The sequence below is a fragment of the Saliphagus sp. GCM10025334 genome, assembly GCF_042663485.1.
Taxonomy (GTDB): domain Archaea; phylum Halobacteriota; class Halobacteria; order Halobacteriales; family Natrialbaceae; genus Natronosalvus.
In genome coordinates, this window is the sequence record NZ_JBHTAF010000001.1 from 647,710 (window position 1) to 663,728 (window position 16,019).

The following is a 16,019-nucleotide window of genomic DNA, read 5'->3' on the forward strand; positions in this document are numbered from 1 at the left end:
CTTCAGTCCTGCAAGAGTATTTGGCTTCACAGGAGAACCGTGGTACGGTGTACAGTCGTTTCCGGTTTCAAAGCTGATTCCGACCTGGTTCTCAAAGCTGGATAGAGTCTGTTGAAGCCTGTTTCAAACCTGGTTTTTCAAGGCTGAGAAGAATAGAGAAGAGACGCTACGGTTTGTTCTCGTTGTCTGATCCCTGTATTGATTTGGTGAGGAGAGATAGCGTCGAAGCTTCAGTTGCTCTCACTCAACTCTAACTAGCGGCTCTTCCTCAAACTCCACAGTAACTGTGTGACCTGCGTACGGAAATTCTACTCGGCCAACTCGAGTAGCCCCACTAACGGTTGTAGAAAAGATCGCCTCCAATGCGTCAGGATCCACGACGTCATAGAGTGGAGGAAGCTCTAATGGGTCTGTGTCCTCAAGAGCGGTTACTCCGTCTAGAATCTGTTCGAGTATCTCATTGCTCTCGCTTGCAAGAGACTGAGTCATTAGCCCTACAGGGCACAGCATCTCGGTAATACTTTTCGATACAATTGTTACCAGCAGTCATTGATTTCGAAGTAAATCCAGTTTGAGTGGTATTGATACGTGACCTGTCGAAGTACATGAACTACTACGAGGTGTCCGTCAGCTAATCGACGTACTGTAATTCCCACTCTCGTCTCTTTTCAATCGCTTGTTCTCCCGAGTCCGTGATCGCGTAGTAATTCGTTCTCCGGTCTAGCTGCCCCTTTTCGACTAGCTCTTTGTTGACTACTGTGTCGAGGTTGGGATACAGCCGTCCATGGTTGATCTCGGTGCTGTAGTACTGCTCCACCTCTTCTTTGACATCCTGTCCGGATGGTTGGTCGGCACCGGCAATGACGTATAAGAGGTCTCGTTGGAACCCTGTGAGATCGTCCATACTCAGGAATACTCACTTTTTTGATTGTATTTGTAATCCTGAGCATACGGAACAACCCACGGCAGAAGTAACCGAATATTTGTCTGCTATCACCGTGCTTACCGGTGTACTGGATGCGAACTGTCTGGGCGCCATCTGAACGGTGGTGTTCCAGTAAGCAGTACTCCGTTGGTCTCTCAGATTAGGGAGATATGAGGTGGGTCATTGAATCGTATCGATCGAGGACGCACAGCAAGCGGAGTATATCGGTTTTCTACACCGGCATCCGTTCGCGACCGATGCCTATGAACTAGGGTACGCGGTCGGGGTCAGAGAAGACTACAGCTATCAGATCGAGGAGGTTCCAAACGTCGATCTTCCAGTCATAATGTTGGATAACGATTTCCGAGACCCGGATCTCGACCGTTATCTGGAAAAATTTGAACGATATGATCCATCAGTTGCAGTCCTCGGTGACGCCTATACACAAGAAGAAGCGGAGGAACTGGACTTGGTTGTTGAACAACTTCGAGACGAGCATCCGTACAAAGAGTACGTTGCGGTGCCGAAGTGCCGTGAGGCACTCGAGATACTCGGTGAAGATCTCATACTAGGTTACTCGATGGGTTACAGCGACGTCCAAGCTTCAGATTTCTCTGATATAGTGGACTGGCGAGGTTTGAAAATTCATCTCTTGGGAGCGTCACCGCCGAAACAGTACGAGGTGATCCAGGATTTGACGCAGCCCACGCTCACCGGTGATCCACCAGCTGACATCGTGGGGTTGGACTGGAACGGGTTCCACAGAGTAGCGTACAACGGCGAGTACTGGAGCCGTGATGGCTGGCAGCCCGCCGATCAGCTTACAGTCAGGGAGACCGTCCAGAAATCCTTGGAAGAGATCAAAACGTACTGGCAAGACAAAGGTATCTGGCCGGGTACCGGGCCTCGAGACCTGTATGGGCCTGCGGTGAAAGAACCGGACGAACCGATTTTTATGGACCAAGGTGGCGATCTCATACTCACTAGAGAAGAACTCGAGCACGCCTATGTAGAACAGTACGAGTACAAGGGTGAAGACGTGGCTTGGGCGTTTCAAAACCGGAAAGCGAAGCAGTTTATCGAGTACCGGGAAGGACTGGATTAGATGTAATTCAAACACTTAAATATAGATAGAAAAGAAACACAGGAATATCGATTCAAGAATGCTTGGTGACATACTCTGATGAAGTCAAATACAGATGAGAAATATGAGAGGCTTGACGAACTTGCTGAAAACGAAGACTGGCCTGAAGAACTCAACAGAATCACAGATCGGTTGAAAGAGATCGACTGGTTCTCAGAATACCGGGAGCAGTTATGGCGTGCCAGAGATGAAGGTCACCGTGCAACCGTTATCATCCTTCTCAACACGTTTTTTGAAGCATACCTCTATGACGCATTCAAACAATACTACAGGGAGAAGGGGCTTACTGACGACGAACTATTCTTTATCGAGAAGATGAACCACAACCAGATACTAGATCAGTCTCGCCAAACCGGCATACTCAGCGAGAACAACTACCGTATTCTGAAAAATCTGAACATGGCTAGGAACTCATACGCACACGATCTTCTGAACTGGACGCCTTCTAACACGACTGAAATCGAAGAACAAGGCGAAGTGGAGGCCGCCTTCCAGCTTCATCAAGATATTCTGCTTAACGGTTCACAGGTCCTAAGCGAATGACCTATTTGTACGCGGTATCGCGGTGACTGACTGAGAGGAACACTAGTCCGTTGTCGTTGATGTCGAAGAAGATTCTGTGATCGACTTTTTGGCCTCGATTCCCGACTTTTAGCCGCCAGACGCTTCCTTCTGCTTCGATGTATTTGACGTTGGGATGGTGCCAGGGATCTGTTAGATAGTCTGAGACGAGTTCTTCGACGGCTTCTGCTACCGATGTCTTTACGGTTTCGTCCAGGTCTTCAAAATCGGTTTGGAAACGCGGTTTATACGTTGTCTTCGATAAGTTCTCTAATGTTTCCCGCATCGTCCTGTTCCCGGGCTTCTTCTATTGCTTCCAGTGTTTCACGAGATAGTGGTTCGGTGACGCTGTGTCTTCGCTCCATCTCTTTCCGTATCATTGACCGGATGGCTTCCGCTTTCGAAGCATACTGGCCTTCCTCAACCTCTGACTCGACGTACTGGTAGAGGACAGACGGAAGATCTACAGTGGTTGTTGGCATACTATATAATATTCATATAATTTTTATATGAGTTATCGTTCTCAGCCATAACTTATTGGGTGTTCTAAGCGACTATCTCAGCGTTTCTGTCATCAACCGGGGTTCTCCGAGAATCTAAAAGCCCTGGTGTCACTAGACAGTAACTATTTATGGTTGGTGTTTTAAACTTTCAAAGTATATGGGAAGTGCGTCTGCCAGTTCCTCCGCAGCATCTAGTATAGGATACTCAGATGCGAAGAAGGGGATGAACAAGGCCTTAGAATCAAACCGTACTCAGATGGCTGTTGATATTGCTGTTACTGGAGCGTTAGCTGTACAACCGAACGGCCCGGCTAAAGTCACGGCCTACTCCTATCTCAAACATACAAACACTTTCATCCAAACTGCGAGCCAGGATGGTATCCAAGCAGGTATCGAAGCTACCGGAAAAAGCGCGATCCAAGGAGAGATCGTTAACCAGGTCTCCGGGGGAATTATCAATACTTCACAGCATGCAGTTTCAGCCGCCTCTGAAAACGAGACAGTAGCAAGAGGAGTCGATGAGGTAAACAACAACTTTGGCACTCCTTCAGAGGAAGCCGCGAAAGCGACCCTTGGAAGCGTTATTTCTAACGGGGCTGACGCGATGAAGACAAAAGGTTCGAACAACGATGAGTGACGATCAATTCATAGACGAAGAAGAGGCGGAACAGAACATCCAAGAGTTCATCGAAGAACACGGGAACGAAGGACTATTTGTAGTCTACTTCCGCCAGTTCATCTTCAGCTTCATAATGCAGGAACTGAAGTCTAGCGACGACGAAATCGACGATATTGGAACGCAGCTCCACCTCAGTACGGACGGCGACCAACTTCTCAAGGACCAACGCGAACAGATGCTCGAACGGTGCGAACACTGGGCACAAGACCTCGTCGACCACCTGAAAGAAGATGACGTCGTATCCGAAGTAATCGAATCCGGAGACATCTCCCGACTTGAACACGATGACGTTGAAGAACGCGTCCACCAAGCGATCCACAACAAGTTTGGCGAATGGGAAACCCTTCTCGAAACCATTCTGGAGGAACTGGAATGACAACGAAGAAGTTCTATGTCCAAAGGCACCCGGAGTTTCAGAACCGTACAGACTCTACTCATCGAGAGAGTACCGACTACGACGATACCATCGCGGTCATTCCATACCAAGGAGACGAAGTACCTCACTATCCAGACTATGACAGATGGAAACCGCCGCAAACTGATGAAGCGGTTAAGTACGATCATTCTATCACCCACAGTCTCTTCTTCGGAAAGGTACCCGACAAGATCTTAGATATTGTTGAGATCGCTGTAGCCACATTTGCTGCTGACAAGGCAGTAGATCGAGAAATAAAGGTTAATCATGAGGACTTTGATGAAAGCAGGCTCAACACGCGGAATATAAAGCTTCAGATCCCGGTTCTCTCTCCAGAGATAGCGACTGAGGAGATGGAACAGCTTTACTCGGAGATGGTGTCCCACATGACTCGGGACGTTATAGAGTACGACTTCCGCTTTGTCAATGAAGCCAAGTCTGTAAGTCAGCATATCCCTCAAAATGGGAAAGAAATGGTTAGTTTGCTTTCAGATGGGTTAGATAGCACCGCCGGAGTATACCACAACAAGTCTCAAGAAACGGATTCGGAGTATGTTACCGTAAACTATGGGAGCGGTGTTAAACCTAAAGTGGAAGGGATTGCAGAAGATGCAGGGATTAGGCCACTGATCTTTAAAGCACGGTACGAAGGTACCGGTGAATCAACCCAGTTCTCTCGAGGACTTCTCCATCTCAGCTTTGCAGCTGCTGCCGCCTCAGCCAACGGAGCCAACGAAATACGTTGTTTCGAAAACGGGATCATGGCTCGATTCCACATACTGTCCGAAGGCTGGATGACCACGAGAACGGTTTCACCACTTTTCCTCACCTACTTTAACAAGATACTAGAAAACAGTCTTTCCGAGCCTGTTACAGTCAAAAACCCGTTTGTCAACCAAACAAAGGCCGAAATCATTGAGATGGTGCCTACTACTGAAACAGTACAGAAGACCGTCTCTTGCCCACATAAGGCACGGTTCGGAAACCAGAACTGCGGGCTATGTGTACCCTGTCTCATACGGAACATCGGTATAATACAGAGCAGTCACGAAATCGGGTTAGAAGACCTCTCTAAGTACAACCCACTAGTTTCAGCCGACTTCGAAAACCAGAGTTACAACGTAGAGATCAAAGAAGTCCAGAATAACAACGCAAACTCAGAAGATGTATTTTTCAAAGCTACAGCAGAGATAGCATACTTCTGCCGCCGTATCTTAGAGGATGATCCTCGAGATCTCGCAACCGAGTATCCGGAGTTATTGAACAAGCCGATATACGAACAACACTATCAGTTCGCTGAAAACTTCACGGAAGCCTTAGAACTGGTTTCCGAGCAGAACCCTACCATCCAGACCCTACTAACCGGCCAGCAACAGAAACTGGCCCAGTAGTACTGTAAGGCCTATCGATTTTCACGGATCTGTTCCTGCAAATCTCTAAACGACTGTTGGAGCTGAGCCATCTGTGTTTCAAGCTCAAAGACATGGTCAACTAACTCCTCGTACTCTATCTCCTGATATTTCTCCGTTCTTCGATCGCTGTCTTGGAATAGTAGCTCTGGATATTCAGTGAGATCTACACTTTTTGGAGCTTTGAAGACCCGTTTCTGACCGTCGATAACTCTCTCAGTGTAGCCCTCCGGTTTGTGGATAGTGATCAGGCCGAGATCTTCGAGTTTGGTAAAACAGTAGTTGACCTCGTGGTTCTCCAATGTGGTTTCCGCAGTAATCTTCTGGACATCGTCGTAGCCTTCACTGATTTTCTGGAGTACAGCTCGGTCTTTGTCGCGTAGCGGTAGCTCGTCAGTCATGGTTTAGGACGCAGGGTTGTCGGAGTTCTGTGCAGTACCCGTCTTCTTCCCGGAAGACACAGAACCGTTCGAGACGTTCTCGATTCTGCGCGTTGAGCTCAGGACACTGTTTGATTGAGTCTTTATGGAGTTCGAGTTGTTCTCCGAGTTCGAGTATCCGGTACTCTGCGTCTTTCACTGGATCTGTATCAAGGAACTCGCCGTCATCGGCTGTGTAGTAGCTGTAAGTTCCGTGTTGGTCTCGGTGGTCGTGTCCGCGCCGGTTGACCGGATCTGAAAGGATGTTCTGAAGCTTCTCAGCGTTCCCCTGTTCGACAACAAATATACACTCGACGTTGTGGTCAGCTGCTCGTTGCAGGTTCCGCAGGACTTTGACAGGCTTAGTGAGCGTTGAGTGTTCAGCCTCGAGAAACGCGATAGAGCCGTCCGGAAGATGTACTTTGCCGTCGGGTTTGCTCTCTCCCTCGCTTTGGTAGAGCAGATCGACCCGTAGTCCTCGCTCCTCGAGTTCTTCTTTCGCCTTGGTAAGGAGCTGTGCATGGATCTTACCTCCTGCGTTCCTGCCTCTCCCCAGCGACTGTTCGAATCGAACTGAAGGGCTTTCACCGGTCACCGTTTGTTGTTGTTTGATTTCGTTGATCTGTTCCGGGTTGCCGTTCCACGGTGGGTAGGTGTCGAAGATGATGGCGGAGGACTGTCGGCCGTTGTGCGGTGTTTGGAGAACAGCTCTATACTTACCGAGCCCGGCTAACCGGTGTTTGTCAACCCCGTTCAATAGATCAAGCAGTCGGTGTTCGTTCTGGGTCCCGAGCGGTGAGAACACGACTTTGGACCGGCAGTTGTTGATAACTGCTTCCTTCATCGTACTCGACTCAAGGTTGTTGAGATATTGGGTGGACAGCCAGCAGCCTAACCTGTATTCGCGTGCCTCGGAAAGCATTTTAGCGACGGCAGAGCCTTCACCACTGAAGTTCTGCAGTTCATCGACGTAGAGGAAGAATGGGACACGTTCCTCCGGGTTCTGTGTGATCCGGCTTTGTGCGGCTGCCCAGATCTTCGTGATCACGATCGAGCCAACAAGCTCTGAGACGGTGTCACCGATCTCTCCTTTCTGGATATCGACGAGCACGATTTTCTGCTGGTTGACCGCGTCCTCGAAGTTGACTGCAGACTCCGTACTGGAGACGATGTTCCGGATGGTCGAGTTCATCACGAAATCGTTTAACCGGCGTTGCAACGGCTCCAACTGGTAGCTTGTTGTATCTTCTCGAACCCGGACCAGTTGCTCTCGCGTCACCGTATCCTGTGTTCGATCGATAAGCTCGGTGAGCGCGTCTTTGTTGATCACGCACCGGAAGACGTCCATCAACGAGTTGGATTCGCCGTGGTAGATGTTGAGGTCGAGATGTGCTCGCAGCAGTGTTTCCAGGATTCGGCCGAACTGGTCGCCCCAGTTCTCGCTCTGGCGTTTGAATAACTCGATGAGGTCGGAGACAATGATCTCTTTCTGGTTCTCCTTCTGCGCCTCAGTCATTCTCGAGTTGGTGTATAGTTCGAGAACGTTGATCGCAGGGACAGAGCTTCCACCCGGATTAATGTAGAGCACGTCGTCAATCCGGTTCTCGGGAAGTTTGCCGAGTATCTGGTTGATAGCGTCGCCTTTCGGGATCACCATGCAAATCCCGTGGCCTTTGTAGATGTCTTGAAGCGCGGCATGCACCAGTACTTGAGTCTTGCCGTAGCCGGTTGGTCCTGTGCTCAGGACATGGATCAACCGTTTCTCGTCTGCAACTCCAACATCTTCTTCGACACCAAGGATACTCGTGTGTGTCCCGAGGTAGGTGGTGTTCGTCTCGCCGTCTTTCAAACGCTTCTGTACTGTTTCCGGGTTCATAACGCACGTTTCAGGTTTTTCTGGTCTCGGTCCGGTACTGCGACAAGGCCAGCCAATTCTTCGGTCGAGGCCTGGAACCGTCGATGATACCCGCCGAACTCTCGATCTCGTAGTCCTTGGTAGAACTCATGGAACGGTTTTTCACGGACGCCTGACACGGTCTCCATATTAAGGTACTGACCGGAGTCGCTGTTTTCATAGACGTTGAACGCGCCAGCAAGTTCCTTCACACGACTCGGGGTATATTCCTTGGCCCCGATGACAGCGAACCGGATACAGGTCCAGAACCGGCGTGTCCCAGCCTTCCGTTCGACGAGATCGGCCTGACGTTTTTCACGTGGTGTAGATGACCGACTTCCCCAGAGCTGCTCTTTCTCTTTCCGGAGGAAGCTGACCGTCTTGTAGGTCCGGCGTTTCCACCACCAGTCACGGACTGGACGACCCGCCACAGGTTGGAACAGGATCTGGATCACGAATTTCGTGTCTCGCATTGCATGACGGTGCAGACCGGCTACCACGCTGTTTGTGGGCGGAGAGTCGAACTCGGTTCGAAGCGGATACCCGTGATCTCGTCCGAGTGTGAGAAGGCCGCCACCGATCGAATCCTCGGGAAGAATAGGGAGTGTGGTGGTTCCTGTCTCGAAGCCTATCCCGGGTACCGTGTTTGAGAGCTGTGTCCGGACTTTTCGCTCCAACCGTTTCGTAGGAACCACGAACTGAAGCCGGAGCCGATCCGTCTTGCTTCGATGGAGTTCGAACGCGATCGTCGGTGACGCGTTCTTGAACCCGAACAACCATGTCTGTAACTCGAGTATGCCACGGATGAAATCAGGTACTGTGGCAGGAGTTTTCTTTGCCGATAGCAGTACCTCAACGGTGTAGAGACGTCGAAACGGGTGTGCAAGAAGTTCTGCTTCCTCTTCCGACACCACTACATGGGTTTTCCGGAGTGTCATCGCTGGTACTCCTTTTTGAGAAGCCGGTTTGCTGACCGTTTGAAGTACGCCCGATCACGCATCACTAAGTCGTCTTCATCGAAATCGAAGTGGCGTGGTGACTCGTTGACCGGCTCGGTGTGTTCAACCGACTGGGTTTCTTCTTCGAGACCGTCTTCGATGATTCGATGTTCTTTCTGCGTGCTGTCGACTCGGAGATGGATTCGTTCCTGTCCAGGGATATGTAGCAGTGCTTCGCTACGCCCCGCGTTCTTTGCTGAGGGAAACGTACTGATCCGTCGCTGCTCTTCCGCTGAGAGCACGTTATAGTCGCGGAGTGCTTTGGAGACGTCTTCATGCCGGAAGAACGCTCGTGCCGGAACGTTGTCTAAGATGTCCTGGCCTTGCTCATACTTCGTGAAATGGCCTGCACTCTGGCTGACCATCTGGACCGCGGTGTCGATATCACGTGCCTCTAACACAAACCGGTTGAGCAATGATCTCCCGGTCGGCTGTTCAAGCAGTCGATGCGCTTCATCAACTACGACAATCGTCTTCTCTTGGTTCCTGGAGGCTGCGGTGTAGACCTGTTTGAGGAGTTCAACAATCACAGCATCGTGATCCAGGATTCCTCGTTCCTCGGGCTGGAAGCACGTGAACTGTTCACCGAAGTCGTAGACGAGACCGGACTGGATGATCTGTGTCACCCCGCCCAGTGCTTCAATAACATCGTGGTACTCGAGTTTCGGATCGATGACAACGATCCTGAGATCAGGGTAGACACAAGCCGCCCGCAGTAGTTCGAGCTGTGTCCAGTAGGTTTTCCCGCTGCCCTGTGTGCCCATGACCGCCATCGAGTGTGAGTCCCAACTGAAGCGATCAAGCAGCACCGGTGTCTCCTCTATCTGGTCGGTCCCGTAGACCACGCCGTTCTGTGTCAATGGACGTGTCCCGAACGGGAAGCCGTTGGAGGCCGACGCTGTTGGCATCAATGAGACCTGGTCTAACCGGTCTCTGTGGAACGGTGAATCCGTGTAGTACGCCTGATCGGTTCGGAACGTCGTTGATCCGGTCTGAATACCTAACAGTTGGAGCTGGGTGTTCACTCGGTTGTACGTGGCTTCAACCATTTCTTCGGACGGTCCGTGGACGGTGATGTATGCCCCGTACTCGTGAACCTGGGAGTCATGATCCCGTAACTGTTCGAGCACCCATTCAGCGTCCTCAAGCAACCGTTCAAGCCGGTCGAAGCCGTGGAACCCGCGACTGAGAAAGCTTAGAATCTCGACCTCGAGCCAGTCAGCCAACCGGTTCAGTCGGTTTGTCGCTTTCCCTGGATCCTGTGGACGGATCACCTGAGTGATATCCACTAAGCCTTCAAGATTCAGTAGCGTGGCAGGCCAGCCAAACCGGAGTTGTGACGGAAACTCGTCGACGTACACCGTCTTCCGGAACTCGTCGCTGTCCGTGCTGGGGACCGTGGAGTACCGTGGTGAAACCTTCGGGTCCTGGTTGAGTTCCCGGTCAACGAAGTGGTGAAGCTGGTCGCCAGTCACGTGCTCAGCGTGGAAATCGGTTGCACGAAACCGCGTCAACAGGTTTCCGAGACGGGTTTCCAGTGTTTCAGCTGTTGTTCCAGAACCGGATCCGGGATCTGCTCGAAGGATCAGGTAGTGGTCGGTAACCCCGACACCGTCAGCGAAGAGTTCGTAGCAGTACCTGTAGTAGTCCTCTTGCCGATCTTTCAACCCAGGAACCGGGTTAATGCCTTCGAGATAGGTGTCAAGCGTGGTGGTGCGCTGCAGGGAGTGCAGATAGACCGGGTCTGAAACCCCGTTTAACAGCTCCTGGTAGAAGCTGTGCGCCATACGTTCATCACGGTCGGTTTGCAGTTCGAAGCTGACAGACCCTACTTTGATTACCGCAAGCCTTGTCGCCCCGATCTCGAGAAACTCTTCGTTGGGGCTGACCACCGGGCGTCGAATCGTTTTCATGATCGGATCACCCCGAAACACCACCGAACGCAATGGTAGAGCAGGTAGTCGAGCGGAAGGCCGTACGGCCGCCACGCTTTCCAGAGAACTCCAAGCACGACACCGATACAGATCAACAGGAACGCGGTTATCGGCTCTTCAGGGAGTGAGGGTGGCAGCCAGTAGCAGACAGTAACTGGGAGACCAAGCCGTATCAGATCGCGTACGGTGTACCGTCCGAAGACGTAGAACGGGTAGTAGAACCGTCCAGGCATTCGGTGCTTCATATCTAGATCCCTCCACGACCGCCACCGCGTCGACGTCGACGCTGATTTCTCCGAACCCGACGAATCTCCTCTTCATTCAGGCCAGACCCACCAGAGCCAGGACGTTTTGGTGGTTTTGACGGCCTGAGATTATTCGCGATTCGTGTACCACGGACGATAGCCGCTTGAGAGGCACCATACAGCTGGAACGGCAGCCAGTACATAAGGGCGAAGCTCGATACGCCGATAATCCAGTTAGAAATACCTTGCAGCCCAAAGCCAGCAGTGCCTTTCATCATCTCAAAACTAAACCGCAGAATCAGCATATCCAACGGCGCTAAAGCAAGCGCTGTAAACCATCCGCTCACGAGTGAACGCGCATAACGCTGGGTAGAAGGGAGCGTCCAGGCGACCGCGATAACCGGGGCCATCGCACCGACGATCAGGAGATAGGCGTTCCGGATGATGAAGATCACTACCAAGCCGAGTATCAGCATCGAGTTGATCACTACTGTAAGTGCTAAGGCAGTTGAAAACCCGGCCATCTCGGTTAACGTCGTCTCGAACTGTGGAGGTCGAAACGCATACACAAGGGCATCGCTCAATTCGATTCCAAGCTGCAAAACCGGAAGTGAGACCGAGGCGAAGAGCAGCATGAGCACTAATTTAGGAAGTATTTTCCAGATTCGTTCAGGATGAATATCGAGGGAGGGATATGCAATCAGGTAGAGCCCGACAACGATCACGACGAGGCCGAGACTCAGCATTGCAAGCACGAACAGGAGCTGGTGGATCTCTTCAACCGCCGGATTCGGATAGATCGTTGGCGTGTTCATCAAGATCTGTGAAAACTCCCAGATCACGACCTCTGCCAGTCCTCGAAACGGTGCGAGCAGGACTTCGATAAGCCAGTGTTCATCCGGATCCTCGACCTCGGATTGCAGAAGATAGAGTACGACTGTGGTAAAGAGTAGGTACGTCACTTTAGAACCCTCCTTGGCAGACGTCCATACTGCGGACGAGGAAGACGATAATCGAGTTCGCTAACAGGATCAGGATCACGCCAGCCACGACGTTCTGCGAATGCTTTTTCGCTCGACGTTTCGATTCCTCGGACCCCCAGATCATGACGATACCTGCATACACGAGCGCGAGCACCGCCAGAGTAAGCCCGAAGACGTACGCTAACTCGGTGATACTGCCTATAAGATTCATCAACGGTTCGAACTCCGGTGGCTCGTCACAGTCCAAGGTATCGAACACGGTCTGAGCCGGGTACAGAGTATCTGGGCCGATACGTTTCGTGGCGGACAGCGTTTCCACTATCCGCAGGGATTTCAACATCATCTTTCTGTCAGTACAGCCCAAGACACAGCTTGGAACCGTACAGGAATTGCATTGAGTGAGAACGGAAAATAGCTATTTGGAGCTGTGAGCAAAACCGCCTGCTCGAAATGGTAAGTTCAACTAGTCGACCAACCTTTCACGTTGAAGAACTGGGGTCATTCACCAACCAGAGCGGTACCTACTACAAACTCAAACTTCCCAAAGAGATCGCAGAGATTGGGTTAGAACCCAGCGAGACAATCAAACTCAAACATGGGAAAGAGGAAACCGACGATGGAATGACGAGAGATGCAGATCCACCGTATCTCACCGGCAAGTACTATCCAGGAAAGCTTCATCACCTGAAAGGCGGGTACACAGTTGGTGGGAAGAAGGAGGGGCCGACAGTAACGTTTCCTTCCTATCTAACGGACAAGTTTTTGGAACATGACGGTATCCAACAGCTCCTGGTCGAGATCAATCGAGGTGAGAAAGATCCTCATCTCCGGATCTACAAGATCGTGGACTACTTCGAAACCCGGTATCCAGAGCTTGTAGAAAAAGGGAGAACACCGAAGCAAGGAGCACCAGTCGCTATAGCCGCTGCAGAGTTTGAACAGGGCTTTACCGATCTCACGAACTCCGAGCCAAATACCGGGCAACGTGTCCGCATCGTTCCGATCAAGCCCGTCTACAAGCCGCTTATACAGACTGTCTCGAATGTAACCGGGTCAGATGACGTCGTAGTTACGGCTGAACGTTTCCACCAGTTCCAGGAGAATCACGAAATGGAGGCGAAAACAGTAGACAGGCTTGAGATCAGATGGCTTCCGGATCACAAACAGTACAGACCCTGGTTCAATGATAAAGCATCGTCAGCGGATTCAGAGCTGGTGTACCAAGAGTTCTTGACGGACGAAGCCTGTGTCACCCTTCCTGAGAGAGGCGCGTTCATGATCTCCGCCTACAGTTCGACCGGCGAGGGAAAGACCTGGCTCAGCAACTATTCTCTCGACGAGGAGACTGATCTCAAGAGACATTCATACACCGGCTATCAGATAACCCCGGACTGGCGGGGAATGTATTTTCCAAGGAAACAGCCAGATACCTGTCTGGAAATCTATCTCCCGATTCCGGCGCAGACAACATCTGAGGACCGGAATATTACGTGGTGGCACTAACAAAATCGTTGTACTCCAGTACATGAGTCTTGTTAAAAGCGGATAGCTAGATCGCTCAGTATAGGCGATATACACAATGGATTTTACCGACCAAGACTTCTACAACCAGTTCATCACTGATTTACAGACTGCGGGAGATGCTGTTGAAAACCACGGCTATGAACTAAACGGCTACAACGTCCACGGCTTCGAAGACAACGATCTTGAAGCACTAGGCGATACACCGAAAGCTGCGGTAGACGGCTTTCTCAGCCATGTCCATGATGCCTATTCGGTAGGTGCCAGTCTCGAACCCACTACGTTTGCAGATCTCTTCGAACAAAAATCAGGCGACTATATCGAGAAGGCGGTGGACAACATGCTCTGGCAGATACAAGGCCGGATCTTTATCAAAGAACCCGGTATCGATGACCTGGATCATGCGGCTCACTACTTCCATTTAGAAGCTCATCCACAGCTCGATGAAACCGTCTTCCATCTCCACTACGCACGGACAGACGCCGAACCATACGTAGACGAGTTCCTCGACATCCTCAAAGACGAAGACCTCAACGCCCAACAGAAACCAAAATACCACAACTTCAGATCATAACCGGGCAGACCACCTGGAAAAGAACACCAATGATAAGCAACTGAAACACGGTGTCTCCACAGCTATAACCCTGCTCATAGCGCGTTGTACCGTTACACGAGGACTGATTACTGCGCTATGGACTACTACACTTTCGACAGCCTGGACGAGCTTTACGAAACCAGTGAAACCCTTCCCCTGGTTGAACGCCACCAGATCCATGCGTTCAATACCGAACTCGAGGAGTGGGAAAACCTGCCGTACCGGAACTCGTTATGGACGGATGACGGTCGCGCTACCGGTGATATCTCGGCTTCAGAAGACTTCTACCACATTATTCAGTACGGTGACATCCTGGAGACCGTGGGCAAAGCCGTTGAACGCCACCAAGACCAGTTAGATCTCGATGTAAACGGCACGATCTCCTTATCACCTTCAGCCCACAAGATGACCGCGAACGTCGACTTTACGGGTGACACCCGGGTGTACGCGGATGCTGACGACCCGATCGATCTCGGATTGAAAATACGGGCCGGACACTCCGGGTTCCACGGCCTCAAATACGATGTGGGAGGGATGCGCCAAGTCTGTAGTAACGGGATGATGGCGTTCGACTCAAGACTCCACTTCGAACAGACACATAGTGATCCGTTCCAGGCCGGAATCGTGTATACTGCGGTTGACGGCGTTGTTGAAAGCCCGGACCGTATCGAACACCGGATTGACGAAGCACAAGACCAGACGTTCATCAACCAAGACGAGGCACTGCTTGTACTGCTTGAACAAGGGATCGGCCAGTATCTCGATCAACCGGTCCCGGATCTGTTGAACGCGTTGTATGAAGAAGTCGAGGATCCAGACGCACCAACCCTTTGGGAGACCTATAATGCGGCGACTCGGTCGCTCACCCACTACCACCGCGATCTTCCGGACTACGAGCTTGACACCGGGTACGAACAAGCCGCAAACCTCCTGGAAACCGGGTACTCAGAGCTTCCGGACACTGACAAACTCGGGAAACATATCGTGGAGGATCGAGCCAACCAGTTTATCGAAAACCCGGACGAGACAACTCCTTATTGGGACGGAGAAGAGGAAAGCCTACGCCAGCTCATGGCAGACCACTACACACGCGCCTAAACGCCTACTCTTCTCTTGTCCCCCTTTTCTTTTTTCTTCAGTCTACCAGTAGCACCAGAACTAGTTAAGCAGCAATAAGTGTGAGAAAGTGCCAGGGAGAAGAGTTCCTTCAGTATAGAGGAGTAGTCGCTTGCAGTCCTAGACGACTAATTCAATCCATATTGTTCAAGTGTCGTTTCTAACTCTGAAAAGGCGTTCATAACTTCCTGTTTATCAGTTACTCCGGCTATGACTACTTTTCCAGAGGAAAAGATCAACAAAACAAAGTCATGATCAGAGGGGCGGTAGACTAGACCCGGAAACTGTTCGGGTTCGTACTCGGTCTGTTCGAGGCCTAGTCCGATTGCAAGGGCTTCCAAGTTCTGAGTTTGTTCAAGATCAGCTACGAGAACGTAGTTCTGAATGGCGAAGTCAGTATCATTAGGATTCGTTATCACCCCCATTTCTGACAAGAGTGTCAGAAACCGGTCACGGTAGGATTACGTCTCTTCTTCAGACTCTCCACCAGTGACGATATACTTCCCAGTATGGTAGATCGTGATTAGTGGTGCATCATCGTTAATCCGTAGGTAGATCCCAGGATACTTGTCTGGGTTATAGTCAGCAATTGCAGGATCAAGATCATCTGCGAGCTGGGAAAGATCTATCTCGATGTCGAGTGTGCCAGATCCTATGACATTGACAACATCCCTATGG

At 51.0% G+C, this 16,019-nt stretch carries 19 protein-coding genes and 1 pseudogene; 8 read left to right on the forward strand and 12 right to left on the reverse strand.

Annotated features, from left to right (window positions below; all coding sequences use genetic code 11):
* Positions 1-240 precede the first annotated feature (240 nt).
* Entirely contained in the window at positions 241-489 is a 249-nt protein-coding gene (ddfA, locus tag ACFQO4_RS02975; RefSeq protein WP_500259504.1) for a DdfA family disk-determining factor, read from the reverse strand.
* A 142-nt stretch (positions 490-631) separates the two neighbouring features.
* Positions 632-904 (reverse strand): PadR family transcriptional regulator, encoded by a 273-nt coding sequence (locus tag ACFQO4_RS02980; RefSeq protein ID WP_500259505.1) that lies wholly within the window; start codon positions 902-904, stop codon positions 632-634.
* Positions 905-1,148: 244 nt separating this feature from the next.
* On the opposite strand from ACFQO4_RS02980, the gene ACFQO4_RS02985 reads away from it, so the two are divergent.
* A complete protein-coding gene (locus ACFQO4_RS02985; RefSeq protein WP_500260447.1) occupies positions 1,149-2,030 on the forward strand; it encodes a DUF6610 family protein in 882 nt (293 codons plus the stop codon).
* A 78-nt stretch (positions 2,031-2,108) separates the two neighbouring features.
* A complete protein-coding gene (locus tag ACFQO4_RS02990; protein ID WP_500259506.1) occupies positions 2,109-2,612 on the forward strand; it encodes a hypothetical protein in 504 nt (167 codons plus the stop codon).
* Between the two features lies 1 nt (position 2,613).
* Here the strand turns inward: ACFQO4_RS02990 and ACFQO4_RS02995 are convergent, their stop codons facing one another.
* Positions 2,614-2,916 carry a type II toxin-antitoxin system RelE family toxin gene (locus tag ACFQO4_RS02995; protein WP_500259507.1) on the reverse strand — a complete coding sequence of 101 codons (303 nt, stop codon included), beginning with the start codon at positions 2,914-2,916 and terminating at the stop codon, positions 2,614-2,616.
* On the reverse strand, positions 2,876-3,112 hold the full coding sequence (locus ACFQO4_RS03000) for a ribbon-helix-helix domain-containing protein (protein WP_500259508.1): 237 nt from the start codon (positions 3,110-3,112) through the stop codon (positions 2,876-2,878). Before ACFQO4_RS03000 ends, ACFQO4_RS02995 begins: the two co-directional genes overlap by 41 nt.
* 178 nt (positions 3,113-3,290) lie before the next feature.
* Here ACFQO4_RS03000 and ACFQO4_RS03005 point away from each other — a divergent pair, with 178 nt between their 5' ends.
* From ACFQO4_RS03005 to ACFQO4_RS03015, 3 genes are read left to right on the forward strand one after another with little or no spacing between them, the layout of a single operon-like run.
* The gene (locus ACFQO4_RS03005) at positions 3,291-3,770 is read left to right on the forward strand and encodes a hypothetical protein (protein WP_500259509.1); all 480 of its coding nucleotides are present in this window, start codon (positions 3,291-3,293) and stop codon (positions 3,768-3,770) included.
* Positions 3,763-4,188, forward strand: a complete 426-nt coding sequence (locus ACFQO4_RS03010) for a hypothetical protein (RefSeq protein WP_500259510.1) — start codon at positions 3,763-3,765, stop codon at positions 4,186-4,188. Before ACFQO4_RS03005 ends, ACFQO4_RS03010 begins: the two co-directional genes overlap by 8 nt.
* The gene (locus ACFQO4_RS03015) at positions 4,185-5,618 is read left to right on the forward strand and encodes a 7-cyano-7-deazaguanine synthase (RefSeq protein ID WP_500259511.1); all 1,434 of its coding nucleotides are present in this window, start codon (positions 4,185-4,187) and stop codon (positions 5,616-5,618) included. Before ACFQO4_RS03010 ends, ACFQO4_RS03015 begins: the two co-directional genes overlap by 4 nt.
* An 11-nt stretch (positions 5,619-5,629) precedes the next feature.
* Here ACFQO4_RS03015 and ACFQO4_RS03020 read toward each other — a convergent pair whose 3' ends face one another.
* The 6 genes from ACFQO4_RS03020 to ACFQO4_RS03045 all read right to left on the reverse strand — a co-directional run bounded on the left by ACFQO4_RS03020 (position 5,630) and on the right by ACFQO4_RS03045 (position 12,449).
* Complete coding sequence (locus tag ACFQO4_RS03020; RefSeq protein ID WP_500259512.1) at positions 5,630-6,037, reverse strand: hypothetical protein; 408 nt, start codon at positions 6,035-6,037, stop codon at positions 5,630-5,632.
* Positions 6,030-7,931 (reverse strand): type IV secretory system conjugative DNA transfer family protein, encoded by a 1,902-nt coding sequence (locus ACFQO4_RS03025; RefSeq protein WP_500259513.1) that lies wholly within the window; start codon positions 7,929-7,931, stop codon positions 6,030-6,032. Before ACFQO4_RS03025 ends, ACFQO4_RS03020 begins: the two co-directional genes overlap by 8 nt.
* Positions 7,928-8,887, reverse strand: a complete 960-nt coding sequence (locus ACFQO4_RS03030) for a DUF8128 domain-containing protein (RefSeq protein ID WP_500259514.1) — start codon at positions 8,885-8,887, stop codon at positions 7,928-7,930. The genes ACFQO4_RS03025 and ACFQO4_RS03030 overlap by 4 nt, the downstream gene beginning before the upstream one ends.
* Positions 8,884-10,860: a helicase HerA domain-containing protein gene (locus tag ACFQO4_RS03035; protein ID WP_500259515.1), complete on the reverse strand. Its 1,977-nt coding sequence runs from the start codon at positions 10,858-10,860 to the stop codon at positions 8,884-8,886. The genes ACFQO4_RS03030 and ACFQO4_RS03035 overlap by 4 nt, the downstream gene beginning before the upstream one ends.
* A gap of 268 nt (positions 10,861-11,128) precedes the next feature.
* The gene (locus ACFQO4_RS03040; protein WP_500259516.1) at positions 11,129-12,088 is read right to left on the reverse strand and encodes a TrbL/VirB6 family protein; all 960 of its coding nucleotides are present in this window, start codon (positions 12,086-12,088) and stop codon (positions 11,129-11,131) included.
* Position 12,089: 1 nt separating this feature from the next.
* Entirely contained in the window at positions 12,090-12,449 is a 360-nt protein-coding gene (locus ACFQO4_RS03045) for a pilin (RefSeq protein ID WP_500259517.1), read from the reverse strand.
* Between the two features lie 110 nt (positions 12,450-12,559).
* On the opposite strand from ACFQO4_RS03045, the gene ACFQO4_RS03050 reads away from it, so the two are divergent.
* The 3 genes from ACFQO4_RS03050 to ACFQO4_RS03060 all read left to right on the forward strand — a co-directional run bounded on the left by ACFQO4_RS03050 (position 12,560) and on the right by ACFQO4_RS03060 (position 15,323).
* The gene (locus ACFQO4_RS03050; protein ID WP_500259518.1) at positions 12,560-13,612 is read left to right on the forward strand and encodes a hypothetical protein; all 1,053 of its coding nucleotides are present in this window, start codon (positions 12,560-12,562) and stop codon (positions 13,610-13,612) included.
* Between the two features lie 76 nt (positions 13,613-13,688).
* Complete coding sequence (locus ACFQO4_RS03055; protein WP_500259519.1) at positions 13,689-14,204, forward strand: hypothetical protein; 516 nt, start codon at positions 13,689-13,691, stop codon at positions 14,202-14,204.
* A 117-nt stretch (positions 14,205-14,321) separates the two neighbouring features.
* Positions 14,322-15,323 carry a DUF932 domain-containing protein gene (locus ACFQO4_RS03060; RefSeq protein WP_500259520.1) on the forward strand — a complete coding sequence of 334 codons (1,002 nt, stop codon included), beginning with the start codon at positions 14,322-14,324 and terminating at the stop codon, positions 15,321-15,323.
* Positions 15,324-15,469: 146 nt separating this feature from the next.
* Here the strand turns inward: ACFQO4_RS03060 and ACFQO4_RS03065 are convergent, their stop codons facing one another.
* Positions 15,470-15,766: a hypothetical protein gene (locus ACFQO4_RS03065; RefSeq protein ID WP_500259521.1), complete on the reverse strand. Its 297-nt coding sequence runs from the start codon at positions 15,764-15,766 to the stop codon at positions 15,470-15,472.
* A 36-nt stretch (positions 15,767-15,802) separates the two neighbouring features.
* Positions 15,803-16,000 (reverse strand): annotated as a pseudogene (locus ACFQO4_RS03070) (TATA-box-binding protein); the annotation flags it as partial.
* Between the last annotated feature and the right edge of the window lie 19 nt (positions 16,001-16,019).